Source organism: Streptomyces melanogenes (assembly GCF_014649795.1).
Classification (GTDB): domain Bacteria; phylum Actinomycetota; class Actinomycetes; order Streptomycetales; family Streptomycetaceae; genus Streptomyces; species Streptomyces noboritoensis.
The window spans coordinates 158,613-177,341 of record NZ_BMTS01000007.1; the positions used below are offsets into that span (position 1 = coordinate 158,613).

13 protein-coding genes are annotated in these 18,729 nt (G+C 69.6%); 9 read left to right on the plus strand and 4 right to left on the minus strand.

Going from position 1 to position 18,729, the window contains the following annotated elements; translation table 11 throughout:
- Positions 1–603: 603 nt before the first annotated feature.
- On the minus strand, positions 604–1,455 hold the full coding sequence (locus IE252_RS17345) for a class I SAM-dependent methyltransferase (protein WP_190090327.1): 852 nt from the start codon (positions 1,453–1,455) through the stop codon (positions 604–606).
- A gap of 644 nt (positions 1,456–2,099) precedes the next feature.
- Between IE252_RS17345 and rph the strand changes: the two genes are divergently transcribed.
- The 4 genes from rph (at position 2,100) to IE252_RS17365 (ending at position 6,557) form a co-directional block, all read left to right on the plus strand.
- On the plus strand, positions 2,100–4,706 hold the full coding sequence (gene rph, locus IE252_RS17350) for a rifamycin-inactivating phosphotransferase (RefSeq protein WP_190090328.1): 2,607 nt from the start codon (positions 2,100–2,102) through the stop codon (positions 4,704–4,706).
- Between the two features lie 158 nt (positions 4,707–4,864).
- Positions 4,865–5,095: a DUF7489 domain-containing protein gene (locus IE252_RS17355; RefSeq protein ID WP_190090329.1), complete on the plus strand. Its 231-nt coding sequence runs from the start codon at positions 4,865–4,867 to the stop codon at positions 5,093–5,095.
- A 212-nt stretch (positions 5,096–5,307) separates the two neighbouring features.
- A complete protein-coding gene (locus tag IE252_RS17360) occupies positions 5,308–5,676 on the plus strand; it encodes a DUF6247 family protein (protein WP_190090330.1) in 369 nt (122 codons plus the stop codon).
- Between the two features lie 134 nt (positions 5,677–5,810).
- Entirely contained in the window at positions 5,811–6,557 is a 747-nt protein-coding gene (locus IE252_RS17365) for an endonuclease/exonuclease/phosphatase family protein (RefSeq protein WP_190090331.1), read from the plus strand.
- Here IE252_RS17365 and IE252_RS17370 read toward each other — a convergent pair.
- The 3 genes from IE252_RS17370 to IE252_RS17380 are packed head-to-tail and all read right to left on the minus strand — an operon-like array spanning position 6,554 to position 11,842.
- Complete coding sequence (locus tag IE252_RS17370) at positions 6,554–8,089, minus strand: class I adenylate-forming enzyme family protein (RefSeq protein ID WP_190090332.1); 1,536 nt, start codon at positions 8,087–8,089, stop codon at positions 6,554–6,556. The two genes, IE252_RS17365 and IE252_RS17370, sit on opposite strands and share 4 nt — an antisense overlap.
- Positions 8,073–9,983, minus strand: coding sequence for an ABC transporter ATP-binding protein (locus IE252_RS17375; RefSeq protein WP_190090333.1), 1,911 nt, complete (start codon positions 9,981–9,983; stop codon positions 8,073–8,075). The genes IE252_RS17370 and IE252_RS17375 overlap by 17 nt, the downstream gene beginning before the upstream one ends.
- Positions 9,983–11,842, minus strand: coding sequence for an ABC transporter ATP-binding protein (locus IE252_RS17380; protein WP_190090334.1), 1,860 nt, complete (start codon positions 11,840–11,842; stop codon positions 9,983–9,985). The genes IE252_RS17375 and IE252_RS17380 overlap by 1 nt, the downstream gene beginning before the upstream one ends.
- Before the next feature lie 853 nt (positions 11,843–12,695).
- Here IE252_RS17380 and IE252_RS17385 point away from each other — a divergent pair.
- The 5 genes from IE252_RS17385 (at position 12,696) to IE252_RS17405 (ending at position 18,721) form a co-directional block, all read left to right on the plus strand.
- The gene (locus tag IE252_RS17385) at positions 12,696–13,322 is read left to right on the plus strand and encodes a helix-turn-helix transcriptional regulator (RefSeq protein WP_190090335.1); all 627 of its coding nucleotides are present in this window, start codon (positions 12,696–12,698) and stop codon (positions 13,320–13,322) included.
- A 388-nt stretch (positions 13,323–13,710) separates the two neighbouring features.
- Positions 13,711–15,144 carry a condensation domain-containing protein gene (locus tag IE252_RS17390; RefSeq protein ID WP_190090336.1) on the plus strand — a complete coding sequence of 478 codons (1,434 nt, stop codon included), beginning with the start codon at positions 13,711–13,713 and terminating at the stop codon, positions 15,142–15,144.
- A gap of 708 nt (positions 15,145–15,852) precedes the next feature.
- The gene (locus IE252_RS17395) at positions 15,853–17,226 is read left to right on the plus strand and encodes an aldehyde dehydrogenase family protein (RefSeq protein ID WP_190090337.1); all 1,374 of its coding nucleotides are present in this window, start codon (positions 15,853–15,855) and stop codon (positions 17,224–17,226) included.
- Positions 17,223–17,768 (plus strand): TIR domain-containing protein, encoded by a 546-nt coding sequence (locus IE252_RS17400; protein ID WP_190090338.1) that lies wholly within the window; start codon positions 17,223–17,225, stop codon positions 17,766–17,768. The genes IE252_RS17395 and IE252_RS17400 overlap by 4 nt, the downstream gene beginning before the upstream one ends.
- Positions 17,765–18,721, plus strand: coding sequence for a beta/alpha barrel domain-containing protein (locus IE252_RS17405; RefSeq protein WP_229848475.1), 957 nt, complete (start codon positions 17,765–17,767; stop codon positions 18,719–18,721). The genes IE252_RS17400 and IE252_RS17405 overlap by 4 nt, the downstream gene beginning before the upstream one ends.
- Positions 18,722–18,729 lie beyond the last annotated feature (8 nt).

The window sequence follows — 18,729 nt, forward strand, 5'->3', positions numbered from 1 at the left end:
CCGGCGGCATGACCCATGGGTCCTGCCGGATTCTCTGGGTGCACGGGACCCGTCGAAACCCCGGGTGCTCCCCGCACCCAAAGTCCCTGTCGGGAGCCGAGAATTGATCCCCCCTGGTCCGGTGCCGGGGACGCGACTTCTGGCTGTCCCCAGCGCCCGACCTAAAGATCATTATTGGTCGCCTCGTACCTGAGCAGCTGACGCACGGACTCTAGACCATCGCAGCCGTTGTGTAGAGAGGATGTGTGTAATTTGTGCTCGCCTTTGAGACTGGATCAACCGACCGGTGAGCACCGGAAGGTGACGTGAAGCCATCGCTCGCTCCGGCGGCTTGCCCGGTCCCGGGCACAGCCTTTGCCCGGCAGGGGCATTGAGCTGCGGCGAGGCTTCTACGGAGCCGAGTTCGACCACGACTTCCCGCTGCTCGCGCACTATGACGTACCGCTGGACGGCGCCCGAAGCGGGTGGGGTGATTGACTTGATCGCGTCGGTGTTCGGCGGCATGTCCAAAAGCGCGCACAGGACATGAACGGCCGGTGCAATGATGTCAATCCTCCATGGCGACGTGCTCCATGAACGCCACCCGCCGTGGGTGCTCACCAGCTACGCGTCGGCTTGGCGCCGTGCCGTCACCAGGTAGGCGGTGCCGGGCCAGGGGCGCGCTCCCCTTCTCACTGTCCGTTCGGGATGGTCGCGCCACGTCCGGCTCCAGCGGCGGGCCAGCCGGTCCAGTGGCGGCACCAGGGGTGTCACGTCGTAGTGCACCGCGTCCTGCGGTGCCAGCCCGGTCTCGCGCATCATCCGGCGCAGTCGGGCCAACCGGATCGCTCGGATACCGGACACGTCCGCGGCGTGCCGCGGTGTGCCGAGGAGTCGCTCGACGCGGCCGAGCACACGCAGTAACGGCCAGTAGAGGCACCACTCGACCAGGCGGTACGGGCTGAGCGGGTTGAGCATCGTCACCGCGACCAGCCCGCCCGGCCGCACCACGCGCGCTATCTCGCGCAGCCCGTCGGCGGCGTCGGCGTACTCGAGCACGCCCATCGCGACGACGACATCGAAGTGTTTGTCGGGAAAAGGCATCTTCTCGACGCGCGCCACGGTTAACTCGACGTTGCTGGAGCCTTTCGAGCGAGCGGTGGCGGCATCAATCATTGCCGGGGACTGGTCGCATCCGGTGATCTGGAATTTCTCGGGGCGGGTGTCGAGGAGATGCCGCACCAGCATGCCGGGCCCGCAACCCACGTCGAGCAGACGGCCCTGCGGTCCGGCGCGAAGTGCCTCGTCGATCGCGTACAGTCGGGAACGGTAGTACCGTGCCGCCGGCCGCCAGCCCTCGTATGACGCGGCATAACTTGTCGCGTTGTCGGAGGTCAGATACTGCGCGACTACGGCGGCGTCGCGTGCCGGACTTCCGGTACTGCGATTTGCCCATGCAATCCTGGATGGCGCCATTGCTGCTCCCCTTCATTCCTCGGGTATTGCGCTGAATCCGTTGATCGGATGCTGCGATGCACGAAAGGCGCCGCTGACCTGCAAGGATGTGGGGAGTTGAGTGCGTATCCGGTGCGAGAGTCGAAGCACCTTTCCGGGGAGTGAGCGTACAGGGCGAGACCGTCGCCTGGTGGCGAGAAGTCGTTATGTGAGCCTTCGGTCAGGGTTACTCCAGCGGGTTTTGTCGGGTCTTGACTTGATGAACAGCGGGGCTTGGGATTTGGTGAGGATGCCGCGACTGATGGGGCGTTAGAGCGGTAGATGGTCCAAGCAGGTCAACGGCGCATTGGTGTTTCACTCATGCTCGACCCACGAATACGACCCGGCCGGAAAATGCCGCCTCGGTGTCTACTGTGCATCCGCCGCGAACATGACCCCGCCTCACCACACCGGGATGGGTCTGGCACGGCAGCCTCCAAACGACTGGTGAATATCGCCGAAATCCTCAACGCGACCTCCGGGCCGAGGGGGTGGGTCGGCCGACCCGTCGGTGGGAAGGCAACCGGCGACGAGGACGTGCTCGGCAAGTTCGACGGATCTGGAGGCGTTGGTGATTCGATGGGCCACCGCAGTGCAACGGAACACGCCGCCTCGGAGGTATCGCAATGACTGAGCAGTACGTGGTGGATCTCCAAGAGGTCGACGCGACGCAGATCGCGGTCGTGGGTGGCAAGGGCGCGCAGTTGGGCGGTCTGTCGGGGATCGAAGGCGTTCGCGTGCCGGGCGGCTTCTGCGTGACGACGGACGCCTTCCGGCGGGTCATGGCCCAGGTGCCGTCGATCGAGGACCGGCTCGATCAGTTGTCGCGCTTGAACCCGGACGACCGGGAGGAGATCCGCACACTCAGCGCGCAGATCCGCCGGAGCATCGAGGGGATCGCCATCCCGGGTGATCTCTCGGCGGCCATCGTTGGCGCGCTCACCCCGTTCGGCGAGCAAACCGCGTACGCCGTCCGGTCCAGCGCGACGGCGGAGGACCTGCCGACGGCCTCCTTCGCCGGTCAGCAGGACACGTACCTGAACGTCATGGGAGCGACGGCGATCCTCCAGCACGTCAGCCGGTGCTGGGCCTCGCTGTTCACCGAGCGGGCGGTGACCTACCGTCGGCGGAACGGCATCGAGGACCGCGCGGTCCACATGGCCGTGGTCGTGCAGCGGATGGTGTTCCCGCGTGCGGCCGGCATCCTGTTCACGGCCGATCCCGTCACGGGCAACCGGAAGGTCGCCACGGTGGACGCCGGTTGGGGCCTCGGCGAGGCCCTGGTCTCCGGCTTGGTGAACCCGGATGTGTTCAAGGTGCGAGACGGCGAGGTCGTCGCCAAAGCGATCGCCGCCAAGAAGTGTGCCGTTCACGCCCTTCCGGTCGGTGGCACGGAGGAGGTGGCGATCGACGCGCAGCGGCAGGAGCAGCCGGCGCTGACGGATGTGCAGGCAGTGGAGCTCGTGCGGCTCGGGCGGCGGATCGAAGCGCACTTCGGCCGTCCTCAGGACATCGAATGGTGCCTGGCCGATGACGGCTTCCAGATCGTTCAGAGCCGGCCGATCACGACGCTGTTCCCCGTCCCCGAGACCGACGACCAGGAGAATCACCTCTACGTCTCCGTCGGCCATCAGCAGATGATGACCGACCCCATGAAGCCCCTGGGGCTTTCCATCTGGCAGCTGACGGCCATGGCGCCGATGCACGAGGCCGGCGGGCGGCTGTTCGTCGACGTCACCCGGCGCCTGGCCTCGCCCGCGAGCCGCGCCGCCCTCCTGGACCTCATGGGGAGGGGCGATCCGCTGGTGCGGGACGCGCTGGAGACCGTACTCGACCGCGACGACTTCGTCCCGTCGCTCCCTGACGCGGGGCCCGGCGGGCCGCCGACCAGTGGCGCGCCCGCCCCGATCGAGACCGATCCGGCCATCGTCACCCAGCTGATCGAGCGCAGCCAGACGTCCATCGAGACCCTGCGGCGCGACATCCATACGAAGACCGGACCGGCACTGTTCGACTTCCTGCCGGAGGCCTTCGAGGAGCACAAGCGGGTCCTCAGAGATCCGCTGAGCATGCAGGCGATCATGGCGGGGATGGAGGCCACCTGGTGGCTCAACGACAAGCTGGGGGAATGGCTGGGGGAGAAGAACGCGGCGGACACGCTCACGCTCTCGGCTCCCGGCAACGTCACGTCGGAGATGGGACTGGCGTTGCTGGACGTCGCGGACGTGATCCGTCGGCGGCCGGAGGTGGTGGAGTTCCTGCAGGGCGTCGAGTACCTCGAAGACACGGCCTTCCTGGAGGAACTGGCGAAGCTCGCGGGCGGCACCGAAGCGCGCGACGCCGTGGAGGCCTACCTCGACCGGTACGGCATGCGCTGCGTCGGCGAGATCGACATCACGAGGCCGCGTTGGCGCGAGCGCCCGACCACACTTGTGCCCGTGATCCTCGACAACGTCAGGAACTTCGAGCAGGGCGCCGCCGAGCGGCGTTTCGAGGAAGGCCGCCAGAAGGCGCAGCAGAAGGAACAGGACGTGCTGTCACGCTTGCGTGCCCTGCCGGACGGGGACCGGAAGGCCGACGAGGCCAAGCGGATGATCGACCGGGTCCGCACCTTCATCGGGTACCGGGAGTACCCGAAGTACGGCATCATCAGCCGCTACTTCGTCTACAAGCAGGCCCTGCTGAAGGAGGCCGAACGCCTCGTACAGGCCGGTGTGCTTCCTGAGCGGGAGGACGTCTTCTACCTCACGTTCCAGGAGTTCCACGAGGCCGTGTGTGCGAATCAGGTGGATGACCAGCTGATCCAGGACCGCAAGGACGCGTTCCGCTCGTACCACGCGCTCACACCGCCCCGTGTGCTCACCTCGGACGGCGAGGCCCTCACCGGGGCGTACCGGCGCGACGACGTGCCGACCGGCGCCCTGGTCGGCCTACCGGTTTCCGCGGGAACCATCGAGGGACGGGCCCGAGTCATCCTCGACATGGCGGAGGCCGATCTCCAAGCGGGCGACATCCTGGTCACGGCCTACACGGATCCCAGCTGGTCACCGCTGTTCGTCGGAATCGCGGGCCTGGTGACGGAGGTGGGCGGCCTGATGACCCATGGCGCGGTGATCGCCCGGGAGTACGGCCTGCCCGCCGTCGTGGGCGTGGAGCAGGCCACTCGCCTGATCCGGGACGGGCAGCGGATCCGCGTGCACGGGACCGACGGGTACGTCGAGATCCTGCCTTGACCGGTCACACCGGAGGGAGGTGCCACCTCTGGCACGGGGTGCCGGACGTGCACATGCGATCGGGGGCAGCGAGGTCGCCGCTTGCGCGCCGGTGGTACGGCCTGGCGAACAGCGCCAGGTCGCACCAGACATCAAGGCTAGAGGGCTACCCTGGCGATATGTTCAAGTCTCGCAAAGTGCACGAAGGAGACGCCTGGGACGGCGTCGTCATCGACAAAACCCGTGGGATGACCGACGGCTCCAACCTGTACCACTACGTCGAGGTCCGCCTGCAGGACGGCACGACCAAGAAGGCCCGCATCGAGAAGGCCCTCTGGGAAACGCTCAACACGGGCGACCATCTCGTCAAGGAACCAGGTTCCCCGGCTCCGGCAAAGGCACCTCAATAGGAGCTCGCGACACGGGCCTTGGATGTGCCGGTCGGCGATGAGGCAGGTTGGCTGACCGGTTCGGCGAGCCAACGACAGGCTTCGGAGGCGATGACGCTGAACGTCCGGCCGCGCCGACGACGCGCCAGCTACGTCGCGCGCGTGGCGTCGGCTTCGTCCAGAGCCTGCGCGCCGTGCGGTTCGCCCGGCCGCGCGAAGAGGGAGCCTGCGTCATGACCGCTCAGCCCTTGCACTTCGACGGTCCCGGCGGCGACGAGCCCCGCCGGGTGCCGCCGATGCCCGAACGCACCCCCCAGGCGCTGCGCCTGGCCATCCAGGAGCACGCCCCCCACCTGCTGCCGGACTTCGAAGCCCACTGGCGCCGGGCGATCGGCGACGCCTTCGACCTCACCCCGGTCCCGGCCTTCATGCGGTTGTGGCGGACCCAGTACGCCATCGCCCGTGACCCCGACCTGGAAGCCCACCTGCGCGACCTCGAGGCCCGCGCGGCGACGTCCGAGGATCCTGCCGAGTCCACCCGCATGCTGGCCGAGTACAGCCGTCTGCGCCGCCAGGCGGCTGCAGTGGAGCCCGGCCAGTGACCGATGCATTTCCCGGCCCATCGTGACGGGGATCGTGCCCGTCGTGGTTGCCGGGTTCTGTGCCGGAGGACATTCTCGGAGAGGTCAAGGCCGGGTCCGTCGCGGTGGGAGAGACAAGCGTGGAGAGGGAAAGCGTGGAGGATCTGCCCACGTCGGCTTCCGAGCCTGACGGCTGTGTGGTCGTGCGCGTGCTCAGTTACAACGTTCGCTCGATGCGCGACGACGTCGGCGCGCTCGCCCGGGTGATCCGGGCCTGTCGGCCCGACGTGGTGTGTGTTCAGGAGGCGCCGCGGTTCTTTCGCTGGCGCAAGGCCGCTGCCCGTCTCGCGAGGACTTCTGGGCTTGTTTACGTTACGGGCGGTGCCACTGCCTCCGGCCCCATGATCCTGTCCTCGCTCCGCGCCCACGTGGAGCGCACCGAGGACGTCCTGCTGCCCCGCACCCCCGGCCTGCACCAGCGCGGCTTCGCGACCGCCGTGCTGCGGTTCGGGCGGGTCCGGCTCGGTGTGCTCAGCTGTCATCTGAGCATCGACGACCGGGAGCGCTACGGGCAGGGTCGGCTGCTCCTCGACCAGCTGGCCGCCATGGACGTGCCGCACGCCGTCGCCGCGGGTGACCTCAACGACCGGCCCGACGGGCATACCTTCGGCCTACTCGCCGAGACTCTCCAGGACGGCTGGGCGACGAAGCCGTGGGGGCGGGAGCACACCACCCGGTTGGGCGATCCGTTGCAGCGGATCGACGTCGTCTTCGCCACGGAGGGGGTTCAGGTGTTGGGGTGCGGGGTGCCGATGGGGCTCAGCGGAGTCGAGGAACGGGACCTGCGGGCAGCCACCGATCACTTGCCGGTGCTGGCTGCTTTGAGGGTGCCCCCTACCTAGCGCGGATTCTCGCCGGGCACCGCGGCCCGCCTGACCTTGCCCATCGAGCTCTTCGGCAGCGAAGCCACGAAGTGGACCTCGGTGGGAACCTGGTGCGGCAGGAGCCGGGCGCGGCAGTAGGACGTCAGCTCCGTCGCGGAGAGCGGGGCTCCCGCGACGACGGTGGCCCGTACACGCTCGCCGGTGTCGTCGGTCGTCTCGCCCCACACCACCGCCTCGGCGACCGACGGGTGGGCCAGCAGGATCTGCTCCACCTCAAGAGGGTTCACCTTCTTGCCGCCCACATTGATGAAGGAGTCCTTGCGTCCGACCAGATGCAGATGGTCTTCGGGGCCGAGGCGAGCCACGTCGCCGGTTTTGTACCAGCCGTCGCGGAAGGCCCGCCGGGTGGCCTCGGGGTGGCCGAGGTAGTGCGTGAACATCGCGGGTGTCCGTACCAGCAGCGCCCCCTCCTCGCCTCGTGGCACCTCGTGCCCCTGCTCGTCGACGACCCGGACCCGCACGCCGGGCATGGGGCGGCCCACGCCGAGGTCCGCGCCGACGCCGTCCTCGGGTCGCCGCGCGGCGATGACTCCGGCTTCCGTGCAGCCGTAGACCTGCTGGATGTCCAGCCCGAGCCGCTCCCTGGCCCGCTGCGCCACGGCGGGTGGCAGGGCCGCCCCCGAGGAGAGGCACAGCCGCAGGGCGTCCGGCGGGCGCGGGGGAGACGAGCCCGCTGCCGCCGCGCGCGTCGTGAGGTCGTAGACCATGGGGGCGGCGACCAGCACCGTGCAGCCGTGCTGGTCCAGGGCCCGCAGGAGCTGTGCGGGGGAGAAGCGGCGGAGGAGGACGAGCTGCGCCCCGGCCCGCAGGGCGGTGACCAGTCCGGCGACCATGCCGAAGGAGTGCAGCAGCGGGACGGCGGCCAGGATGCGGTCGTCCTCGGTGATGCCGTAGGCGCGTGTGTAGAGGTCGCCGCCGTTGGCGAGGTTGCGCTGCGTGTGGACGGCGGCTTTCGGCTCTCCGGTCGAGCCGGAGGTGTACTGGTGGAGGAAAGGAGCGTCGGGCGCGGCGCTGGTCGGTGGCTCGTTGCCGTCGGCCTCCCGCGAGGGTGTGTCGCCCGGGTCCTCCACGGGGACGAAGGCGCGGTCGAGCGGGTCCTGGTCCTTGAAGCCGTTCAGCGCGGTGAGCCTCGCCGCGTGACCGACGACAGGCATGGGGCCCAACTTGTCTCGTACGAGGGTTAGTTGAGAATGGGGTGTGCCTGGTTCCAGGGGGACCACGCGCAGTCCGAGGTGTGCGGCGGCGAGGAAGGCGACGACGCAGTCCGGGGTGTTCTCCAGGAGCAACCCCGTCGTGACCTGCTCGGTGAGGCCGTGAGAGCGGAAGCGGCGCGCGGTGGTTCGTACCTTCGCGTGCAGTTCACCGTAGGTGAGGACGTCGTCCTCGCAGCGCACGGCGACGGCGTGCGGGCGGGTTCGGGAGGCGTCGTCGAGTAACGCCCCCAGGGTGGTGGGAAGTTGGTTCACTTCGGTGTCAGACGCGGTGGCCATCGATCACGCTCTCCTCTCCGTTCCGGTCCGCGAGTCCGTTCGCCGGTGTCACCGCTCGTGCGTACGGCGCGGGGGTGTGGACCGGACGCTCGGGGTCGTCGGCGGGGTCGTCGTCGGGCTGCTGGTGGCGGAAGTAGCGGTCGTAGAGGTGGCGGTAGGCTCCGCCGCGAGCCAGCAGGGTCGTGTGGTCGCCCTGCTCGATGATCCGGCCGTCGTCGACGACGACGATCGTGTCCGCCTTGCGGACGGTGGGCAGCCGGTGGGCGACGACGATGGTCGTACGGTCCGCGGCGAGTGCCTCCAGGCCCTCCTGGATCTGGGCCTCCGTCAGGGGATCGATGCTGGCCGTGGCTTCGTCGAGGATCAGTACGGGGGCGTCTTGGAGGAAGACGCGGACGAGGGCGACGATCTGCCGCTGGCCGGTGGACAGGTTGCGCCCGCCCTCGTCGATGGGGGTGTCCAGGCCCTGCGAGAGCGGTGCCAGCCAGTCGCCGCCCGCCACCGCGCGCGCGGCCGCCTCGATCTCCTCCCGCCCGGCGCCCGGCCGGCCACGGGCGATGTTGTCCGCCACGGTCCCGGAGAAGAGGAACGGCGTCTGCGTCACCACGCCGAGGCGGCGCCGGTACTGTTCGAGGTCCAGAGTGCGTACGTCGAGGCCGTCGACGTCGATGCTGCCCTGCTGGAATTCGTAAGCGCGCATGATCAGCCGCACCACGCTGGACTTGCCCGCCCCGGTGTGCCCCACGAGCGCCACGGTGCGGCCCGCCGGAATGGTGAGGCTCACGCCCTTGAGTACGGGATGGTCGGCGTCGTAACCGAAGTGGACGTCGCGCAGCGTGAATTCACCGCGCAGGCGGGGCACCGGGACCCGGTCGCGCTGGCGCACCGACGGCTCGCGGTCGACGAGCGCGAAGACCCGCTCTCCCGCGGCCAGGCCTTGCTGAAGCTGGCTCCAGAAGGAGGCGATGCTGGTGAGCGGTGACCAGAACAGGGCCAGGGCCTCCAGGAACAGCACCCACTCGCCCGCCGACACGGACCCCGCGTCGACGCCGTGCCCGCCCACCAGGACCACGGCGACCGTGCCCAGACCCGTGAGGGAGATCAGCAGCGGGAAGATACCGCTGAACAGGCGGTTCAGTCGCACACTGGCCCGGAACCACTGGTGGTTGACCGCGTGCAGCTCGGCTTGCGCGGATTCCTGGTGGCTGTGGTTGCGCGCCACGGCGATGCCCCGCAGGGTCTCCTGGACGTATCCGTTGACCTCGGCCAGTGCCTGCTGTTGCTGCCTTGAGGCGTTGCGCGCGGCACGGCGGAAGGCGAGGCTGACGGCGACGATGAGCGCCGCCACGAGCGCCGTCACCAGGGCCAGCGGCACATTGATCACGAAGAGGGCGGTCAGCAGGATCACGATCATCAGTACTTGGCCGAGCAGGCTGAGCGCCAGGCTGATCAGCGTCGCGAACGCCTGGGTGTCGTTGGTGACGCGGCTGACCACCACACCGGTGGGGTGGGCGTCGTGGAACGTCATGTCCTGGCGCATGGCCGCGGCGAACGCCTGCTCCCTCAGCTTGAGCACCACGTCCCCGGCCAGCGTCCCGGTCGTGCGCTCCTGGAGGAGCGTGAGCAGCCAGGCGGTGATGCCCGCGACGAGGATGGCCGTGACCAGCAGTGTCAGCCGGCCGTCGCCGTCGTCGTCCACGGCCGAGTCCACGGTCCGGGCCAGCAGCAGGGGTACAGCGCTGCCCGCCGTCGCCGCGATGATCACGGCGATGGTCACGAAGGTCACCGCCCCGCCCCTGCCGCGGAAGTACGGAGCGATACGGCGGGTCAGCTCGCGGTCGCCGTAGCGGCGGTCGTAGCCGTCCGGCTCGATGCCCTCCAGCAGATGGGCCATCAGTGGCTCTCCTCCTTGGCGCCCGCGGTGTCCGGGCCGGTGGGCGCCGGCTTGCTCAGGTAGGGCGCGAAGATCCGGCGGTAGAGGGGACAGTCCCGCAGGAGGTGTTCGTGGCTGCCCTGGTCGACGATCCGGCCGGCGTCCAGGACGAGGATGTGGTCGGCCGCCCGGATGCGGGACAGCCGGGGGGTGACGAGGAACGTGGTGCGCCCGGCCGAGGCCTGGCGCATGGCGCGCTGCACCTCGTATTCGGTGGCGCTGTCGACGGCGCTGGTGGCGTCGTCCACGGCGAGGATCCGGGGATCGGCGACCAACGCGCGGGCGATGGCGAGGCGTTGGCGCTGTCCGCCGGAGAGGGTGACACCGCGTTGGCCGACGACGGTGTCGTAGCCGTCCTCGGTCGCCATGATGAAGTCGTGCGCCTGGGCGATGCGGGCCGTGGCTTCCAGGCGGGCGTGGTCGGTGCCGGTGTCCGATCCGAGGCTGAGGTTGTCCGCGATGGTGCGGGAGAAGAGCACCACGTCCTGCTCGATGACGGAGATGCGCGAGCGCAGCGAGGTGGTGTCCCAGTCGGTGGTGGCCACGCCGTCGATCAGGACGCGCCCCTCGTCCGGCGCGTAGGTGCGGTTCAGCAGGTGCAGCAGGGTGGACTTGCCGCTGCCCGTGGCGCCGACGATGGCCACGGTGGTGCCCGGGGCCACGTGGAACGACACGTCGCGCAGCACGGGCTTGCCGGGTTCGTAGCCGAAGGTGACGTTGTCCATGGCGACTTCGCCGGCGATGGGCGCGATGTGCCGGCCGCCCCGCTCGTCCTCGTTCTCGGGGTCGTCGACGACCTCCTTGATGCGCTGTGCTCCCGCCATGCCGAGGTAGATGAGCCCGAGGCTGAAGGACGCCAGCTGGGTGGGGGCTCGCAGGGTGCCCATCAGCCCCAGGACGGCGACGAGTTCGCCGATGGTGAGGGAGCCCGCGTGCAGCAGGATCACGGAGTGCACCAGGGCGCCGACGGTGGCGAAGGTCAGCAGCAGCGGGGCCAGGGCCAGCGCCTGGGTGCGGATCTGGTGGACGGAGGCGTCCCGGTAGGCCCTGGCCAGTGCGGCGAACCGGGCGCGCTCCTCGTCGGCTCCGCCGGTCGACCCCACCACTTCGATCCCGGCGATGCTCTCCGAGGCCTGGGCGGTCATATCGCCGAATCGCTCCCGCGCGAGATCGGACACGGGCTCCAGGCGCCGTCCGTGTTCGGCCAGGGCCACGGCGAACAGCAGGACGAAGGCGACGGGGGAGACCAGCAGCCGCGGATCCACCAGGGCGATGAAGACGATCGGCATCAGGATGTTCAGCCCGAGGTCGACGGCCAGGTCGAAGCCGGGCGACACCATCAGGTTGAGTGACTCGGCGTCGCCGGTGGCCCGGGCCGACAGGTCGCCGACCCGCCGCCGGTTGAAGTAGCTCTGGCCCTTGCGGAGCAGGCTGGCGAAGACCTGGGCGCGCGCGTTGCGTTCCAGTCCGCTGGCGAAGGACTCCAGGCAGTAGGTGGCCATGATGCCGCCGAGCGCCCGGACGACCACGAGGGCGAGGAGTGCGGCGACGATGGCGTGGAAGGAGCCGAAGTCGGGCGTCCCGTCGTCCTGGTCGAGGATGGCGTCGAAGGCCAGACCGGTGACCAGGGGGATCGCCGCGGTCAGCGACTGCCAGGCCAGGCTGCCCAGCAGGAACAGGGCGATGTACGGCCTGAAGGGCCGCATCTGCGCGAGCAGCCAGCGGGGCACGCTGTCCTGAGCGCCTGCGCCGGACGCCGGTCGGGGAGGGGCACTGGTGTCGGCCGGATCCTCCCCGCCCGGGATGGTCTCGGCGGTCATCGGCTCTCCTTGTCTGTGTCGGGGGCCGTGGTGTCCTCGGACCCGGAGGGGGCCGGTAAAGACAATCGGCGCATGGTTTTCGGCCAGGGTTTAACGAATTTCCGGGTGCGTGGCGCGCTGGTGATTTCCGGGCCGTCGTGTGAATTCGGCTGGGTCGGCAGAGGGGTGCCACGGGGAAGCGATCGGTGCGCCGCAGGCGTGTTCGCGGGCAGGAAACGGGCGTGCGGATGGGGCATACGGGCGTACGGTTCGGGCAAAGGGGCTGCCCCGGGTATAGGTGCACGTGTGCGCACCCGGCGCGTATTGAGGCGGTGTGACCGAGGCATTGAGGTGGTGTGGCCGAAGTCTTCGGCGAGCTCGGTCGGATGAGGATCGTCCCTGTTCAGGGAAGTGGCATTGAGGGCGGAGGTCGTATCTTCGGCATCATGGATTTCCCTGGCACGCGAACGGTCTTGGGGCGTGCCGTGGCATGGAAGCTACTTGTTTTCAGGGCGAAACGAAAGTCCGCCCCCGGGTTGCGCAAACAGCTAGTTGTTGAAAATTAAATAAATACCCGAAGGGGCGCCCAATCGACATTTTCGGGCCGCCTGGCCTGAATGGGATGCGTCAAGTTGAATGGTTGATCTCACTCGAATCGTGTGGGTACTGTGATGAGCTCCAGTGCTGTAACGGGTGTTCAAGTGAGCCGCTATTGCATGTACGCGATGGCGAGTCGGCCACAGCCTGACAGTGGACGGCACGGGGCGGCGGCATCTCCCCGTGCTGGCTACGCCGGAGCGCGTGGCGACAGTGAGGAGGAGTGAGAGTGAGCCAGACGCTGTGCCACCCCCCGTCTCAAGGAGAACAGCTCGGTGTGATCACTCTGGTGCGCAACGGATTCCTGCAGCTCGGGCTGCGAGCCGTGCTGTCGACGACCCCCTTGGTCAGGGAGGTCAGACACTGCGGTGACTGGAGCGAGTTGGAGGACACGCTGTGTGCCAACAAGGTCGACGTCCTGGTCCTGCACGAGAAGGACTGCAGCCCTGATCGAGGTGTGCTCGCCGACGCCCGACGCCGGCGCCCCAAAATACTGCTGCTGCTCAGCAGCAGCGACGTGTCCGAGGAGGTCCTCGCGGGGCCCTCGGTCCCCGATGGATTTCTGGTCGAGAGCGAGTTGACCGCCACCGCGGTCGAGGAGGCGCTCCAGCGGATCGTGGTGGGGGAGGTGCCCATGCCCACCTCGGTGACCCGGGCCCTGCTGGATCGCGTCCGTGAGCCGGAACAGCAGCGTTGGCGCCGCGACGTCCCCCTGACCGGCCGGGAGAACGAGGTGCTGCCGATGCTCGCCGAGGGACTGAGCAACAAGCAGATAGCCCGGCGCCTCGGCATCTCCAGTCATGGCGTCAAGCGCATCGTCGCCAGCCTGCTGCTCAAGCTCGGAGCGCCCAACCGGACGGCCGCGGTGGTCACCGCCATACAGAACGGTCTCATTGCCTACTGATCGGCCCCGCGCTCGTCCGAGGGTCGCGATGTCCCTGCCCGCTCGGTGGAATGGAAAGCCGCATGTATCGATGTTCACCGTGCCCGAGCGGCCTGTGAAGCCTCCCATGGGCGCCCGTTCGGTGTGCCCGAACGGGCAGTCCCATGGAGGCGAGTGTGCCCGAACGGGCAGACCCGAAGCGCCGGGTGACGCTCTCGCGGCGCCGGCGCTACGGTGATCCCGGGCGTGCGGTCCGCGGCGGCTCACCGCCGGTTCGGGCGCGGAGCCCGCCGAAACCCCTTGCGCGACATCGCCCGGATCCAGGCCGGCCGCACCGGCCTGGCGGGGCGGTGCACGCACACCCCCACCTCCCCTCACCACGCCTGACCGTGCTGGAAAGGAGCGAGCCGTGGCGGAATTCGTCCGGTACTGCACCCCCCTCAGTGGAGGACGAGCCGTCACAGCGCCGGCCACCTGCGCGCAGCGGCACATCTGGAACCTGATGCAGCGTCAACTACCCGACGCCGCGTTCTACGACGTGTGCTACTGGGTGCCGCTGTCCGGCCACGGCACCGCACAGGACCTGCTCGACGTCTTCGCCGAACTGCTCAGGCGCCACGAGTCGTTGCGTACCTCATTCCATCGGGACGCAGGCGGCTCTCTGGTCCAACAGGTCACGGACTCAGCTGAGTTCGAGACGGAGGTGTGGACCCTCACGCGCGACGAGGACGCCGACAGTGTGCTGCACACCTGGCAGAGCCGTATGCGGCACACCCCCTTCGAGCCCGCGCGGGCCCCGCTGATCCGGTTCATGGTGATCGTCGCCGACGGCGCACCAGTGTTCGCCGCGTACTGCGTCTCCCACCTCGTGGTGGACCTGACGTCCCTGCGCCTCCTGGCCGACGAGGTGACCCGGCTGCTCGACGCCCGGGTGGCCGGTCGCCCCCTGCCACCCGCCGCACCGGCACGGCAGCTCGTCGAGCAGGCGGAGTTGGAGCACTCTCCGCGCGGCCGGGCCCTGCTGAAGCGGGCGCGCGCCTACTGGAGCCGCCAGCTCGCCAGCGCGCCCGCCACCCTGTTCCCGCCCCGGAACGGAGCCGGGGGCGGCCTGGCGGCGGCGGTCCGCTACAGCGCCGGCATGGAGTCCCGGGCGGTGGCGCTCGCGGTGCCGCTCCTGGCCCGGCGCTGGCGGGTGAGCACCTCCGTGGTGCTGCTGACCGTCGTCGCACAGCTCCTTGGCCGCCGCGCGGGGACGCCGACGTGCGCCCTGCGCCTGCTCGCCGCCAACCGGTCGGACCCGGAACTGCACGCCACCATCGGCAATCTGCACTCGGAGGTGGCCGTGACGATCGGCCTTGAGGGCGAGCGCATCGAGGAAGTCGCACGCCGGGCCTTCGCCGAGTGCACCGCCGCGTACGCGAACGGTCTCTACGACCCCGACGAGGTGGCGGAGCTGATCGCCTCCGCCCACGGGCCCGGTGTGCCCATCGACCTCTCGTACTGCTTCAACGACGTCCGGTTGGAGCACACCCTGCCGCCCGAGGCCGAGGACCGTGCCGCGGTGTCCGGCGCGGCCCTGCGGGCCGCGATGGCCGACACCGTCGTCGCACCGGATGAGTTCGAGGAGGGGGAGACCTTCTTCCTCGTGATCGACGACGAGATTCCGGGCCGGATCCGGCTGGTGCTCAACGCCGACCACCGGGCGCTCACCCCGTCCGAGGTGCACGGATTCCTGTACGACGTCGAGCGCTCGCTCGTCGAGTACGCCGAGGGTACGGGGCAGCAGGCCATGGAAGAACGCGGCGCGGCGGCCGCAGGCGGGCTCGGCCGGTCCCTGTCCTAGGGGACTCTCGGCTGCCACAGAGGTGCCACCCTGGCGCGGGAGCGTGCGTCCGGCGGACCGATGGGCCGTTCCGGACCGCTCTCGCGCTGTGGTGTGACGGCTCGCGGCAGGTGCTGTCCGGCTCCACTTGAGGGTCGGCGCTGAGGCATGCCCGGCCTTGGGACTCAGGCGCTCGCGCACGCCCGTACATGCGGCGTGCCAGTTTGAGGGAACCCCGGCATCAGGCCGGAGAGCGAGTCCGTACGCTCGATGCTCCCCGGGAGCCCCCGCGCCCGCCATGCGCATTCGACCGGGCGATCGGCGTAGCCGAATGACCCTAGCCCAAAGTGGGGGTGTTCGATCACCGGGGTCCCGGTGAGACTGTTTCCGGGCCGTCCGATCACGGCCATCCATCGGCGCTCGCCGGTCATCCCAGTGCCCTAGGTCCGTGGCACCGCTCCCGGCCCGCGTTGTCTTCGGACACCAGGACCAGAGAGCGCTCCCGGTGCCCTCCACCTGCCCGCCCCTCTCAACAGTCGGCAACCGCCCTTACGCGACCACCTCGTGACGGGAACACATGTCCGCATTTGTTGATCAACTCCCTTATGGAAACGCCGAGTTCATTTCTGAACGTGTGCTGCCGTCGATGGAGTGCGGCCGGTGAACGTCCGTGCCGTCGGACCGGCGGTCGCTGTCCAGGGAGGCCCTGGGGTCTCCCCGTACGGACCGATGCCGGTCGAGAACCCCGCGCTCGGTGAGGTCTTCGACCGGACCCCGGGGTGCACGCCCGAACAGCTCGACAGGGTGCTGGAGGACGCGGCCCGTGCCTTCCCCGGCTGGGCGGCGACACCCTTGGACGTCCGTCGCGAGCGGCTTCTCTCGTGTGAGCGTGCCCTGCTGGGCGTGGTGGATCCGATGGCCGAACTGCTCACCAGGGAGCAGGGCAAGCCCCTCAAGCACGCCCGGGCCGAAGTCCGCCTCGCGGCCGAGTGGTTCGGCCACACCGCTCGGTTGGAGTTCGCGCCGCAGCGGCTGGTCGACGAGCCCGGCGCCCGCGTCGGCCTGGAGCGCGTGCCCCACGGAGTGGTCGCCGCGATCGCGCCCTCCAACTACCCGATCCTGCTGGCCGTCTGCAAGATTGCCCCCGCGCTGCTGGCCGGTAACACCGTGGTCCTCAAGCCTTCGCCGGACACGCCGATGTCGAGCCTGATGATGGGCCGGATCCTGAGTGAGGTGCTGCCCGCTGGTACGTTCGCGGTCGTGGACGGCGGTGCCGAGCTGGGTGCCCGGCTGACCGCCCACCCCGTGGTCCGGCTGGTCTCGTTCACCGGCTCGGTCGGCGCCGGGCGAGCTATCGCCCGGCAGGCCGCCGCCGACCTCAAACGGGTCGTGCTGGAGCTCGGCGGCAACGACCCGGCCGTCGTCCTGCCCGGCACGGACGTCCTGCCCCTCGCCCGGGACCTGTTCACCAGGGCCATGACGAACAGCGGGCAGTTCTGCGCCGCGGTCAAGCGCGTCTACGCGCCCCGGGACCGGTACCGCCAACTCGCCGAGGCCATGGCGGCCGTGGCGGACTCGGCCGTCGTGGGTGACGGGCTCGACCCGGCCACCGAGTACGGACCGCTCGTCAGCCGCGCCCAGCTGGACCGGGTCGCGGACATGGTGGACGAGGCCGTGGGCCGCGGCGCCCTCGTCCTGGCCGGCGGCCATGTCCTGGACAGGGCCGGCCACTTCTATCGCCCCACCGTCGTCACCGACCTTCCGCCCGGCAGCCGCCTCGAAGAGGAGGAGCAGTTCGGCCCGGTGGTCCCCGTCATCCCCTACGACGACCCGGAGCAGGTGATCGCCCGGGCCAACGCCTCGCCCTACGGGCTGGGCTGCTCCCTGTGGGGCGACGAGGACCGGGCGCGGGCCCTGGCCGGGCGGCCGGAGTGCGGGACCGTGTGGATCAACACCCACGGCGACGTGCGGCACGACGTGCCGTTCGGCGGTCACCGGCACTCGGGGATCGGCGTCGAGTACGGCCCATGGGGTCTGAACGAGTACACGCAGCTCAAGGTGCATCACATCGCGCTTCGCCAAGCAGATCGGGAGATGTCATGAGTGAGAGCAGGCCGTTACGCGTCGACGGGACGGAGGGAATCGACCTGACGGGAGTCAGCGTCTTCGTCGGCGGCCCCATCCAGCACGCGATCCGGGACGACGGCTTCCACCAGCCGCTGCGCAACACGATCGGTGACATCATCGAGGCCGTCTCGGTCGTCAACGGCACGGTGTTCTCCGCGCATGTCGCCGAGAAGTTCGGTGAGGACACGCCGTTGTTCTCGCCCGATCAGGTCAGTGTGCGGGACTTCGGCTGGATGCGGCGCTGCGACGTGTTCGTCCCGGTGCTTCCCGTGGACGCGGCCGGTGAGCTGATGCGGACCGACGGCACCCATGTCGAGCTCGGCTGGGCCTCCGCGCTGGGCAGGCCCATCGTCATCGTCACCCCGGTGCCGATGGCGGCCAACGCCAGCCACCTGCTGCGCGGGCTGCCCACCGTCGCCGACGTCACGGTCTTCGACCTGGCCGAGGCGCACGCCAACCCCGTCGAACTGCTGCGGCTGCTGGAGAAGTTGGGCCGGGAGGCCGTGATGTCGAAGTGACGGCCATCAAGGACGCGGGAAGCGCCCCCGAGGGTGTCGACGCGGTGCCCGACGCCGGGTCCGCGCCGGTGGAGGTCCTCGGGCTGCGCCTGCGGTCACCCGTCGTCGTGGGCTCTGGTCTCCTCACCGACCAGGAGCGCAACATCCGTCGGCTGCTCGAGGGCGGGGCGGGCGCCGTGGTCACCAAGACCATCCACCCCGACCCCGGCCCCTCGGGCAACGAACGCCTGCTCCGTCTGCCCACGGGCATGCTCAACAACACCACGTACTCCCGTCGCTCCGTGGACGACTGGTGCGCGATGCTGCGCCGGTTCGCCGACGACGGCCTGCCGGTGATCACCTCCGTGCACGCGGACTCGCCGGACCAACTCGCCGATCTGGCGGAGCGTGTGACCGATGCGGGCAGCGCAGCCCTGGAGCTCGGCATCTCGTGCCTCAACGAGGAGGGCGGCGGTCTGGAGGACACTCCCGAGCGGGTCGCCGCGTACACCGAGGCGGTGCGGCGCCGCACCCCGGTGGCGTTCAGCGTCAAGCTGGCGATCGGGGAGCGGGTGCGCGAGCGCATCGACGCCGCCACGGCCTCGGGCGCGGACGCGATCACCCTGAGCGACACCATCGCGGGTCTGGCCGTCGACGCCGACACCGGTGAGGTGCGCCTGGGAGGAGCGTTCGGCTACTCGGGGCCCGGCATCAAACCGCTCGTGCTCGCCGAGATCTTCGGGCTGCGCCGCGACGGGCTGACCGTGCCGGTCATGGCGAGCGGCGGAGTCAAGGACGCCGTGGACGTGGCGGAGTATCTGAGCGTGGGCGCCGAGGCCGTCCAGGTCTACACGGCGCTGCACCGGAACATGCACGTCACGCTCCGCACCATCCGCCAGGGCTTCGACGACTGGCTGGCCTCGCGCGGCGGCACGGTGGCGGACCTGGTGGGTCAGAGCGTGAAGAGGGCATGAGGTGAAGG